Origin of the sequence: Streptococcus sp. CM6 (assembly GCF_000526095.1) — a bacterium.
Lineage (GTDB): Bacteria > Bacillota > Bacilli > Lactobacillales > Streptococcaceae > Streptococcus > Streptococcus oralis_BW.
On record NZ_JATS01000026.1, the window covers coordinates 70,325 to 82,559 of the forward strand.

The window sequence follows — 12,235 nt, forward strand, 5'->3', positions numbered from 1 at the left end:
ATGGTATAATAGACAAAAACACTTGTATTAGGAAGAAATTATGTCTAAAGAGATTGATATTGAGTATTACCATCAGCTAGCCTTGCAAAAGCAGAAGGACCACCGCAAAGTGTTAGCTAATCTAAAGAAAAAACCTCCTAAAAACTTAGATAAGATTGCGCAGCAGATTCACCAAGAAGTCTTTGCTGAGATTGATTGCACTGCCTGTGCCAACTGTTGCAAGACTTTGGGGCCCGACTTTAAAGAAGCAGATATCACCCGTATCGCTAAGTACTTTAAGATTAAATTACCGGCTTTTGAAGCGGAATTCCTTCAGGTGGATGAAGATGGGGATAAAGTTTTCAAATCCATGCCTTGCCCCTTTCTAGGAGGAGACAATCTCTGCTGCATCTATGATGTTCGTCCCAAGGCCTGTCGTGAATTCCCCCATACAGATCGGAAAAAGATCCATCAAATTAATCATTTGACGATTAAGAATACCTTGACCTGCCCTGCAGCCTATCTCTTTGTTGAGAAATTAAAAGATAAGTTATAGAATTTACACCTTTAAATCTTGTACAAAGATTCTAGGGTGGAAGTATCCTGTATTTGTTAGAATATAGATAGAATTGAACACGGACTAAAAGCTATGCGAAAAAGAAAAAATTACCTAGAATCAGAAGAACCAGCGATAATTTTCCCATTTTCACTTTGCTTTTAATGACCTTTGTATCTTATGGAGGTAAGAAAAGAAGAATATGATGCATCAATTCAATCAAACCATGGATTATTTGGAGCAGCAACTGACTGGAGAAGTGGATATGAAAAGATTTCAGCAGCTATCGGGCTATTCTTACTCTCTCTTTAGCAGGCTATTTTCTATCCTGGCAGATATGACATTAGCAGAATACTTGCGCAATCGCAGGTTGTCAGAGGCTGTGATGGACTTGCGGGAAAGCACTGAGAAAGTCATTAACATAGCAATGAAATACGGCTATGAGTCTGCTGACGCCTTCAGCACAGCCTTCAAGAAATTCCATGGTGCAACTCCCTCAGAAGTTCGAAAAGGAAAACCTTATCGGATCTTTCCTAGACTTCAATTATCCTTAAAAATCACAGGAGGAAAGAACATGGATATCAAGATTCAAAAGAAACCTGCTTTTACCGTGGCAGGCGTCCTATTGGAAGCTATTGACAATAGCAAATGCCCGTCTGCTTGGGAGCATCTCTATGCCCATCACAGCTTTGAATGCCTAGAGAGTCTAGGCAGTGGCCAATCTTTTGGCGTCTGCTCGGATGTCAAAGAAGGCGAAATCATCAACTATATGGCTGCTTATGATGTGACGGATAAAACTAAAGCAGAAGAACTAGGTCTGTCCATCAAAGATATCCCAGCCGCTGAATATGCTATCGTACCAGTCAAAGGCCCTATACCTGCTAGCATTCACAATGCTTGGAAATATGTCTTAGAGGTCTTTTTTCCAGAAACTGGCTATCGCCACTCAGGAGCCCCAGACTTTGAAGTTTATTTCAAAGGAGATATGTCGTCCTCAGACTACCAAATGGAACTCTGGATACCAGTCATCAGGGACTAGATCATTTTCTGATTTTTTATAAAGATGCAAATCAAACTCTGTAGAAGATAGCTTTTACAGAGTTTTTAATTGTTGACATTCATGTCTGTAAACAAACAAACCATATTTTTTGTTTGGATTTTATGGGGCATGCGAATAGTTTTCTCGGTATAATAGTCCCATAGAAGATAAGGAGGCAGGAATATGCAGATGTATTTTGGAGATGTGTCACTTTGCTATAGTTATTCATTGGCAATGGCACTGGATGGCTATGGCTATGACTTTAAAGCAGAGTTTTTAGAGGCAATTATGGTGATGGGAAATGGAGCTAGTATCGTAAAGGAAGATGAGGAGCACCCTCTAGTATTTTTTGATAATGGAATGCCAGATCTTTCCATCTCTCATTCCTTAAAAATACTTGGGTTTGACTATGAGGACTTCTATCTAAAAGATGGCGCGGAAGTAGATTTGGAAGAGGTTAAAAGAAAGTTGGAAACATTTCTGTCAAATGGACCTGTCGTTCTGGGACCTCTTGATATGGGCCATCTGACTTACAATCCCAATCACACAATCCTTTATGGTGTGGATCACTTCGTAACCGTGTATGGCATTGATCATCAGCACCTCTATTTGCATGATCCAGCTGGTTTTGCCTGTATGAAGGTTGCTTTTAATGACATACTAGAAGCATGGAAGGCAGAGGCTATTGACTATAAGCGCGGAGCCTACTCCATGTGGGGAAATTTTAAGAAGGTCAGGAGTCCTAGTCAGACTGAAATCTATCAGGAAACAGCAAGGATTATGAAGAACAGATATCTGAATGGCCAAAACGGTGTTTTGGAATGTTATGCAAAAGCAGTTGCTGAAAACGGCTTAAATACGGAGCAAAAACAATTGCATCAGTATTTCAGCTTTAAACTTGCTGCTGTTCGAAATCTCTATCTCAGTAAATTCTTAAAAGACCATGATCCAGAAGGGGCAAGATTAAAAGAAGAATTGGCTACTCTATTTGGTCAAGCCCATCTTTCATGTTTAAAAGAAGATTACCAAGAACTAGCCCACTTGCTCTATCAGATAGCAGAAGTGGATGGTCGCTTTAGAGATTTATATGTAAACTAGTGACTATAAGCATAAAAAAATAGTTAGTAAAAGCAGTTGTTCGTAAAATGAAGAACTGCTTTTTGATTATGGTATAATGAAGTAACAAAATAGCTTATTCTAGTTGAAAATGAAGGGAGAACTCCTATGCCTAGACCGAGAACGAAAGAGGAGCTAGTGTTAGCCTCTAAGGAAAACTATGAAAAACTTAATCTCTTAATTTCTCTGCTAAGTGAAGAGGAGCTACAGACTCCTTTTGATTTTTCAAAAGACCAAAAGAAAAAAGAAGCTCACTGGAATAGAGATAAAAATCTACGGGATGTCCTGATCCATCTCTATGAATGGCATCAGTTACTTTTAACCTGGGTACATTCCAATCAAAAGGGTCATGAAAGACCTTTTCTCCCTGAACCTTATAATTGGAAAACTTATGGGGAAATGAATGTCGCTTTTTGGAAGAAGCACCAGAGAACGTCCTTAGAAGAAGCGACCAAACTCCTCAATCAATCGCATAAAGAGGTTTTAGAGTTGATGGAAGGCTTCATCAATGACGAATTGTTCACAAAAGGTGTCTATAAGTGGACGGGAGGAACAAGTCTAGGTTCCTACTTTGTCAGTGCCATCTCCAGTCACTATGACTGGGCTCTGAAAAAACTCAAAGCTCATCAGAAGAATTGTAAGTCCTACTAGTTAAAGTGAGTATGAAGTTTAGAAAAAGGTTCTTCTAAGTTTCGAATAGCATATTTCTCGTGATTTTAGAGCCATTCTAGCTTTAGAATCCTTCTAAAATTAAAATTTAGGTTTGTCATAAACTTAGAATAGCACCAAAACATTTATATCAATGCAATTCTAAGTTTCGAATCACACGGATATTAAAGGGATTGAGCAGTTCGACGCTTAGAATGCCTTGATTCTGAGAAATGTTGACTAGAAAATGATTCGAATAGCTTTTTTTCTGATATAGGATGATAGATAGATGGGTGAGATGATGAGCATAAAAAAAGAGAAAGTTAGAAAAGAGTTGGTGTCCCTCTGTTTGGGAGAGCTTACAGCCATCCTATCCTTTTGGTTGTGTTTTTTCCTTTTGAAAAATCGTCTTGGTGATTGGATGAGTCTAATTACCATTCTCTATCCTTTATCTTTACTGACATTTATATTGCTTCAAGGCTCGACCTATTGGGCGATTTTGATTAGAAGACTGTCGAAACCTCAGTTCGGAAGTGGAACTGTTCCCAAACTATATGGTTGTTTCAGAATACTAGACCTTGTTTTACTTATTTCAGGCTTTCCTTTTATAGTCTGGAACACCCAGAGTGTTCGAGTGGCTATTATAGCCACACTAATACAGCTTTTTGCCCTTATCGAATGGATTAATTATTTCCTCCTACGCTTATCTTATAGTTTGAATCTACTTGTTTTATGGAAACGAATTGTTAAGGGAAAACTTGAAAAAAGCAGAATAGCCAAGGAGTTGGGGTAGGGGAGTGTAGTATTTAAGATTTTGAATCCTTTAAATCAATTCAGATAACGATAACTGCATATTTACAGTATGAAGAAATCATAACAGATTTCAATGAAAAACTATAGCATACATTTGTAGAGTAAGTCGCCATCACGGTTGAAAAAAACGCAATCTTTACTTTAAAAAGTGGGCAAGAAATAGAACTATGATTTCTTGCCCACTTTTTCTATTGTTTACGGATAAATAGGATATTAGTAAATATTTTTTATTATGGTATAATATGTCTAAATCTAATAAATTAATGAAGGGAAATTTATTAACGTTAGAAGGATAAGTGAAGTAAATATGAACCATAATTTAAGTGCAAAATTAGGACTATTTTCCTTTGTAGAAGCTAACAATGTTATTATTCTAAAACCTAGTGAATTAAAAGATGCTAAAATCCCAAGCAATCACCATCTCTACATGATAATTGGTATTACCAGGACTTTAATCTCAGGTTGCAAATATACTGATAGTCCTAATCCAGATCTGCTTGTAGAAGTAGAAACTAATAGTGGAGACAAAATTGAACTTACGATAGAAATACCGGAAGTTATTCGCAGTTTAGAAGTAAGCAGCGATAAGCGAAAATTATATATAAATGATGAGGAGTTTTTGATTTCAGATTTATTATTTAAAGTGAATAGACAAGTATTGGGTGAGATATTGTATATTGGGCAAGCAAAAGGTAATAAAGAATCTAGAAATACCGGAAAACGATTGATTAACCATGAAACTCTTCAAAAAATATTAGCTGATATAATTGATTCTAAGTTAGATTTCGACATACGCTTAATAAGTTTTTCTGTTAAGGAAGATTTGATGTGGACTAACCTTACTACAGAAAGCACCTCAAATGCTGAATTATCTGATATTTATGACATATCAAGTCATAGTTTTCAGATTAAAATACAAGAGTCTGATTTTATTAACTTAGTTGAAGCCAAACTTATTAATTATTTTAAACCTGCTTATAATGATAGATTTACACAGGGTAAAGTACCTTCAAACAAACATACTTCTTATAGGCAATATTTAATACTTTTCAATGATATGTCAATAAACTTATACAAGCTTTCTAAATTCGTATTTAAGAAAAATGGTCAATTCTTTTTTCCTCAAAAAGATATAATAAAATATGCTATCAATGAAACGGAATATATAGATTTAATTGATAGATATATCGTATAATATTAAAAGAAATTTTAAAGATTAAAAACAGTGCATCCCCTAGAAAGGAAAACTCTCAAATTGCCCTACAAATTTCTACTCTTCGACCTCGACCACACCTTACTTGATTTTGATGCTGCTGAGGATGTGGCTTTGACGCAACTTCTAAAGGAAGAAGGAGTTGCGGATATTCAAGCCTATAAAGACTATTACATTCCTATGAACAAGGCTCTCTGGAAAGACTTGGAGCAAAAGAAAATCAGTAAACAAGAACTGGTTAACACGCGCTTTTCTCGTTTATTTGCTCATTTTGGACTGGAGAAAGAAGGTAGTTTTCTTGCCCAGCGTTACCAATTTTATCTCGCTCAACAGGGACAAACTTTTTCAGGTGCTCATGAACTCTTGGACAATCTCATCGAACGAGATTATGACTTGTATGCTGCGACAAATGGGATTACTGCCATCCAAACGGGACGTTTGGCTCAATCTGGTCTGGCTCCCTATTTCAACCAAGTCTTTATCTCTGAACAGTTGCAGACGCAAAAGCCTGACGCACTATTCTATGAAAAAATCGGTCAGCAGATTGCAGGATTTAGCAAAGAAGAGACACTGATGATTGGAGATTCTCTAACCGCCGACATCCAAGGTGGCAATAATGCTGGTATTGATACTATCTGGTACAATCCCCATCATCTGGAAAATAATACACAAGCCCAGCCGACTTATGAAGCTCATTCTTACCAAGACTTGCTGGATTGTTTGGATAAACTGTAAAAAGTGGTTTCAATAGCCACTTTTTGCTATAATAGAAGCAGTAAAAACGAAGGAGTTGGCGATGCAACACTCATCTTGGCATGCTTTGATTAAGGAGCAATTACCTGAGGGTTATTTTGGGAAAATCAATCAATTTATAGAGCAGGCATATGCACAGGGAACTGTTTATCCACCCAAGGAAAAGGTTTTTCAGGCTTTATTGACAACACCGCTTGAAGAGGTTAAGGTGGTGATTCTAGGGCAAGACCCTTATCACGGGCCAGGTCAAGCTCAGGGCTTGAGTTTTTCTGTACCGGATACCATTCCAGCGCCACCGTCCTTGCAAAATATCTTGAAAGAATTGTCAGATGACATCGGGGTTAAGAAATATCATGATTTGACAGCTTGGGCTGAGCAAGGAGTCTTACTTCTCAATGCTTGCTTGACCGTTCCTGCTGGGCAGGCCAATGGTCATTCTGGGCTGATATGGGAGCCTTTTACAGATGCTGTGATTCAGGTTGTCAATAATCTAGATAGGCCAGTGGTCTTTGTACTCTGGGGCGCTTATGCACGCAAGAAGAAGTCCTTGGTTACCAATCCTCACCACTTGATTATCGAATCAGCCCATCCCAGTCCTTTATCTGTTTTCAGAGGATTTTGGGGTTCCAAGCCTTTTTCTAAGGCTAATGCATTTTTAAAAGAGACAGGACAAGTGCCAATTGATTGGCTTAGATAAGGAGAGGATATGCCTCAGTTAGCGACGATTTGCTATATTGATAACGGAAAAGAACTGCTCATGCTGCATCGCAATAAGAAGCCGAATGATGTCCATGAAGGCAAATGGATTGGTGTGGGTGGTAAGTTAGAGCGAGGGGAGACACCTCAAGAATGCGCAGCGCGTGAAATCTTCGAAGAAACAGGTTTGAAAGGTAAGCCTGTGCTAAAAGGCGTTATCACTTTTCCTGAGTTCACGCCTGATTTAGACTGGTACACCTATGTTTTTAAGGTAACGGAGTTTGAGGGGGACTTGATTGACTGCAATGAGGGGACGCTGGAATGGGTTCCCTATGATGAAGTTTTGAGCAAGCCGACTTGGGAGGGTGATCACACCTTTGTTGAGTGGCTTTTAGAGGACAAACCCTTCTTTTCAGCTAAGTTTGTTTATGATGGGGATAAATTGTTGGATACTCAAGTTGATTTCTATGAATAAAGGAGAAAGCAGATGTTACTAATCAAAAATGGTCGTGTAATGGATCCCAAGTCTGGTTTGGATCAAGTGTGTGATGTTTTGGTCCAAGATGGGAAAATTGTCAAAATTGCGCCAGAAATTAAGGAAGAAGGAGCAGAACTGATTGATGCTACTGGGCTTGTAGTTGCGCCTGGACTCGTGGATATTCATGTTCATTTTCGTGAACCTGGTCAGACCCACAAGGAGGATATCCATACTGGTGCTCTAGCAGCCGCTGCAGGTGGTTTTACAACGGTCGTCATGATGGCTAATACCAATCCGACCATCTCAGACGTGGAGACTTTGCAAGAAGTTCTTCAGTCAGCTGCTAAAGAGAAAATCAATGTTAAGACGGTTGCGACCATTACTAAGAATTTTAATGGCCAAGACTTAACTGACTTTAAGGCACTTTTGGAAGCTGGAGCAGTTGGTTTCTCAGATGACGGTATCCCGCTTGAAAGTAGCAAGGTTCTCAAAGAAGCCTTGGAAAACGCCAAGAAACTAGGTACCTTTGTTTGTCTTCACGAGGAAGATCCTGGTTTGAATGGAATTCTTGGTTTCAACGAAAACATCGCTAAAGACCACTTCAAGATCTGTGGTGCGACAGGTGTAGCAGAATACGCTATGATTGCGCGTGATGTCATGATTGCCCATGCAACTAAGGCCCACGTTCATATCCAGCATTTGTCTAAGGAGGAAAGTGTCAAAGTAGTAGAGTTTGCTCAAGGTTTGGGGGCCCAAGTCACAGCAGAAGTGGCACCACAACATTTTTCTAAGACAGAAACTCTTCTTTTAACTCAAGGTAGCAATGCCAAAATGAACCCTCCGCTTCGTTTGGAATCAGACCGTCGTGCCGTTATCGAAGGTCTCAAGTCAGGTGTTATCACAGTTATCGCGACAGACCACGCGCCTCACCATGCAGATGAGAAAAATGTAGAAGATATCACCAAAGCGCCATCTGGTATGACTGGTTTAGAAACCTCTCTTTCTCTTGGATTGACTTATTTGGTGGAAGCTGGTGAACTAAGCTTGATGGAATTACTAGAAAAAATGACTGTCAATCCAGCCCAACTTTACAACTTTGAAGCAGGCTACTTGGCTGAAAATGGTCCAGCGGACATCACTGTCTTTGATGACAAGGCTGATCGTACTGTTGGTCCAAACTTCGCTTCAAAATCAGCCAATTCTCCATTTATCGGGGAAACTTTAAAAGGGCAGGTCAAATATACTATCTGTAAGGGACAAATCGTCTACCAAAACTAGATGGGACTCTGCTCTTAAATTGAAAAGAATAGAGAGCGTTTATGTATCCAACCCATCAATTTAAAGATAAGTTTATCTTATTTCTTAAGATATTTTTCCCTATCCTGATCTATCAATTTGCTAATTATTCTGCCTCTTTTGTCGATACAACCATGACTGGACAGTACAATACCATGGACTTGGCGGGGGTGTCAACCGCAACGAGTCTATGGAATCCTTTCTTTACTTTTTTAACAGGGATTGTTTCGGCCATGGTTCCCATCATAGGCCATCATCTGGGGCGGGGCAAAAAGGAAGAAGTGGCATCTGACTTTTACCAATTTATCTACTTGGCTTTCGGACTGTCTTTGGTCTTGCTTGGCATGGTAGTATTCTTAGCGCCCCCTGTCTTAAATCATATCGGACTAGAAGCTCAAGTAGCGGCAGTTGCAGTTTCCTATCTTTGGTATCTTTCTATCGGGATTATTCCCTTGTTACTTTTTAGTGTCATTCGATCTTTGTTGGATTCTCTTGGATTGACCAAGCTATCTATGTATCTGATGCTCCTATTACTTCCGCTCAATAGTGGTTTTAACTATCTCTTGATTTATGGAGCTCTTGGTTTTCCAGAGCTTGGTGGTGCAGGAGCAGGGCTAGGAACTTCTCTAGCCTATTGGGTTTTGTTGGGGATTTCTCTTCTTGTTTTGTTCAAACAGGAAAGGTTAAAAGCGTTACATCTTGAAAAACGGATTCCACTCAATATAGATAAAATCAAGGAGGGTGTTCGATTAGGTCTACCAATCGGAGGAACCGTATTTGCGGAAGTGGCTATTTTCTCCGTTGTGGGACTAATCATGGCTAAGTTTTCATCGCTCATCATCGCTAGTCACCAGTCAGCTATGAATTTTTCAAGCCTCATGTACGCTTTTCCCATGAGTATTTCCTCTTCTATGGCGATTGTTGTGTCTTACGAGGTTGGGGCTAAACGTTTTGAGGATGCAAAAATCTACGCTCGTCTGGGGAGAGTAACTGCCCTTATTTTTGCAGGTCTTACCCTGTCCTTTCTCTACATTTTTAGAGATCGTGTAGCAAGTCTATATGGAAATGACCCTCAGTTCATTGAAACAACTGCTGTATTTCTAACCTACAGTCTCTTTTTCCAGTTAGCTGATACCTTTGCGGCTCCGCTCCAAGGAATTTTAAGAGGGTATAAGGACACTATTGTTCCTTTCTATCTTGGTCTAATCGGATATTGGGGAGTAGCGATACCTCTAGGATATCTACTAGATCAAGCAACTGACTTAGGGGCATTTGCCTACTGGATTGGGTTGATTGCCAGCTTGATCGTTTCTGGTTGTTTGTATCAATGGCGTTTGAAATCCATAATGAAAAGGTTGAGCTAATTTTTAGAAAATATCCTGAAAAATAACTTTGTGAAAAAATGCTCTAACTAGAGAGAATCCCTGTTTTAACAGGGGTTTATTTTTTTACCTTGTGAAATTTTATTAGCCATATACTTTGACAGTGTATACTAAAAAAGGTAAAATAGTAAGGTAAGTACAAAGTTAGAAAGGCGAGATTATGTCAACTTTAGATAGAAATCTCTTGCTAGAGATGTTCCGTAAGATGGAAGAAATCCGTCGTATGGACTTAAAAATTGCGCAATTAGTAAAGAAAGGGAAAGTGCCAGGAATGACGCACTTTTCTGTTGGAGAAGAGGCAGCTAACGTGGGTGCTATGTTGGCTCTCAACCCAGATGATCTAATTACCTCAAACCACCGTGGTCACGGACAAGCTATTGCCAAAGGAATTGACCTCAACGGAATGATGGCTGAAATCCTTGGCAAATACACTGGAACTTGTAAAGGTAAAGGTGGATCTATGCACATTGCCGACCTTGATGCTGGTAACCTTGGTGCTAATGGTATCGTTGGTGGTGGTATGGGAATCGCTGTTGGCGCAGCCCTCAGTCAGCAAATGCAACATACTGGTAAAATCGTTGTCTGCTTCTTTGGAGATGGTGCGACCAACGAAGGTGTTTTCCACGAAGCAGTGAACATGGCTTCTATTTGGAAACTTCCTGTTATTTTCTACTGCATTAACAACGGTTATGGGATCTCTGCGGATATCAAGAAAATGACCAATGTGGAGCATATCCATCAACGTAGTGCGGCATATGGAATTCCTGGAATGTTTATCGAAGATGGAAACAACGTCATCGATGTCTATGAAGGATTTAAGAAAGCTGTAGACCATGTTCGTGGTGGCAATGGCCCAGTCTTGATCGAAAGTGTAACCTATCGCTGGCTTGGTCACTCATCATCTGACCCTGGTAAATATCGTACCCGTGAAGAAGTGGAATTGTGGAAACAAAAAGACCCAATCGAAAATCTTCGCAAATACCTCATTGAAAACAATATCGCAAGTGCAGAAGAATTGGAAGAAATTCAAGCACAAGTCAAGGAAGCAGTAGAAGCCTCTGTTAAATTTGCAGAAGAAAGCCCATTCCCACCGCTAGAATCGGCCTTTGAAGATATTTACGCAGACTAAGGAGAAAGAGATAAAATGGAAACAAAAACAATGTCCTTCCGTGACACCATTATCCTTGCTATGTCTGAGGAAATGCGTCGCGATGAAAATGTATTCTTGATGGGAGAAGACGTCGGTGTCTTCGGAGGAGACTTCGGAACTTCTGTCGGAATGCTCGAAGAATTTGGTCCAGAACGTATCCGTGACTGTCCGATTTCTGAAGCTGCCATCTCTGGAGCAGCAGCGGGAGCAGCTATGACAGGACTTCGCCCAATCGTTGATATGACCTTTATGGACTTCTCGGTTATAGCCATGGACAATATCGTCAACCAAGCTGCTAAAACACGTTATATGTTTGGTGGTAAAGGTCAGGTTCCAATGACAGTTCGATGTGCAGCTGGTAACGGTGTCGGTTCTGCAGCCCAGCACTCGCAATCTTTAGAGTCTTGGTTTACTCACATTCCTGGACTTAAGGTTGTGGCACCTGGAACACCTGCGGACATGAAAGGACTTCTTAAGTCTTCTATCCGTGATAATAACCCTGTTATCATTCTTGAGTACAAGTCAGAATTTAACCAAAAAGGGGAAGTGCCAGTTGATCCAGACTACACAATCCCACTTGGAGTTGGTGAAATCAAACGCGAAGGTACAGATGTAACAGTCGTTACTTATGGAAAAATGCTTCGTCGTGTGGTTCAAGCTGCTGAAGAGTTATCAGAAGAGGGAATTTCAGTTGAAATTGTGGACCCACGTACCCTCGTTCCACTTGATAAAGATATCATCATTAACTCAGTGAAGAAGACTGGTAAGGTGGTGCTTGTCAACGATGCCCACAAAACAAGTGGCTATATCGGAGAGATTTCAGCAATTATTTCAGAATCAGAAGCATTTGATTATCTAGACGCACCAATCCGCCGTTGTGCAGGAGAAGATGTGCCAATGCCTTATGCACAAAATCTAGAAAATGCTATGATTCCAACCGTTGAAAGCATCAAAGATGCAATCCGAAAAACTTACAACAAAGAATGATATTACATAAATTAAATTATGTAAAAATTCAAAGGTTTTTAACTTTAGTAACTTGAGTTATGTTTTGTATCCAAGTTGTATATAAAGTTGCGACAGTTTTTTGACGAATCGATAATATTCTACAAAAAA

General features: G+C 39.6%; 13 protein-coding genes. All 13 read left to right on the plus strand.

Going from position 1 to position 12,235, the window contains the following annotated elements; translation table 11 throughout:
* Positions 1–40: 40 nt before the first annotated feature.
* The 13 genes from HMPREF1516_RS09365 (at position 41) to HMPREF1516_RS09425 (ending at position 12,106) form a co-directional block, all read left to right on the plus strand.
* A complete protein-coding gene (locus HMPREF1516_RS09365) occupies positions 41–535 on the plus strand; it encodes a YkgJ family cysteine cluster protein (protein ID WP_033606420.1) in 495 nt (164 codons plus the stop codon).
* Between the two features lie 202 nt (positions 536–737).
* Entirely contained in the window at positions 738–1,574 is an 837-nt protein-coding gene (locus HMPREF1516_RS09370; RefSeq protein ID WP_033606421.1) for an AraC family transcriptional regulator, read from the plus strand.
* A gap of 183 nt (positions 1,575–1,757) precedes the next feature.
* Positions 1,758–2,672: a hypothetical protein gene (locus HMPREF1516_RS09375; protein WP_001178523.1), complete on the plus strand. Its 915-nt coding sequence runs from the start codon at positions 1,758–1,760 to the stop codon at positions 2,670–2,672.
* A gap of 126 nt (positions 2,673–2,798) precedes the next feature.
* Positions 2,799–3,341: a ClbS/DfsB family four-helix bundle protein gene (locus tag HMPREF1516_RS09380; RefSeq protein ID WP_002880645.1), complete on the plus strand. Its 543-nt coding sequence runs from the start codon at positions 2,799–2,801 to the stop codon at positions 3,339–3,341.
* Positions 3,342–3,627: 286 nt separating this feature from the next.
* The gene (locus tag HMPREF1516_RS09385) at positions 3,628–4,131 is read left to right on the plus strand and encodes a hypothetical protein (protein ID WP_000504321.1); all 504 of its coding nucleotides are present in this window, start codon (positions 3,628–3,630) and stop codon (positions 4,129–4,131) included.
* A gap of 327 nt (positions 4,132–4,458) precedes the next feature.
* Positions 4,459–5,346 (plus strand): hypothetical protein, encoded by an 888-nt coding sequence (locus HMPREF1516_RS09390; protein WP_001016297.1) that lies wholly within the window; start codon positions 4,459–4,461, stop codon positions 5,344–5,346.
* Positions 5,347–5,406: 60 nt separating this feature from the next.
* Entirely contained in the window at positions 5,407–6,099 is a 693-nt protein-coding gene (locus HMPREF1516_RS09395) for a YjjG family noncanonical pyrimidine nucleotidase (protein ID WP_001146396.1), read from the plus strand.
* 61 nt (positions 6,100–6,160) lie between these two features.
* Positions 6,161–6,814, plus strand: coding sequence for a uracil-DNA glycosylase (locus HMPREF1516_RS09400; RefSeq protein WP_001164843.1), 654 nt, complete (start codon positions 6,161–6,163; stop codon positions 6,812–6,814).
* A 9-nt stretch (positions 6,815–6,823) separates the two neighbouring features.
* The gene (locus HMPREF1516_RS09405) at positions 6,824–7,288 is read left to right on the plus strand and encodes an NUDIX hydrolase (RefSeq protein ID WP_001135762.1); all 465 of its coding nucleotides are present in this window, start codon (positions 6,824–6,826) and stop codon (positions 7,286–7,288) included.
* A 12-nt stretch (positions 7,289–7,300) separates the two neighbouring features.
* Positions 7,301–8,569, plus strand: a complete 1,269-nt coding sequence (locus tag HMPREF1516_RS09410; RefSeq protein ID WP_000924514.1) for a dihydroorotase — start codon at positions 7,301–7,303, stop codon at positions 8,567–8,569.
* A 41-nt stretch (positions 8,570–8,610) separates the two neighbouring features.
* Complete coding sequence (locus HMPREF1516_RS09415; protein WP_033606422.1) at positions 8,611–9,951, plus strand: MATE family efflux transporter; 1,341 nt, start codon at positions 8,611–8,613, stop codon at positions 9,949–9,951.
* A gap of 178 nt (positions 9,952–10,129) precedes the next feature.
* A complete protein-coding gene (locus tag HMPREF1516_RS09420; protein WP_033606423.1) occupies positions 10,130–11,098 on the plus strand; it encodes a thiamine pyrophosphate-dependent dehydrogenase E1 component subunit alpha in 969 nt (322 codons plus the stop codon).
* A 15-nt stretch (positions 11,099–11,113) separates the two neighbouring features.
* Positions 11,114–12,106, plus strand: a complete 993-nt coding sequence (locus tag HMPREF1516_RS09425) for an alpha-ketoacid dehydrogenase subunit beta (RefSeq protein ID WP_033606424.1) — start codon at positions 11,114–11,116, stop codon at positions 12,104–12,106.
* The last annotated feature ends 129 nt before the right edge of the window (positions 12,107–12,235 follow it).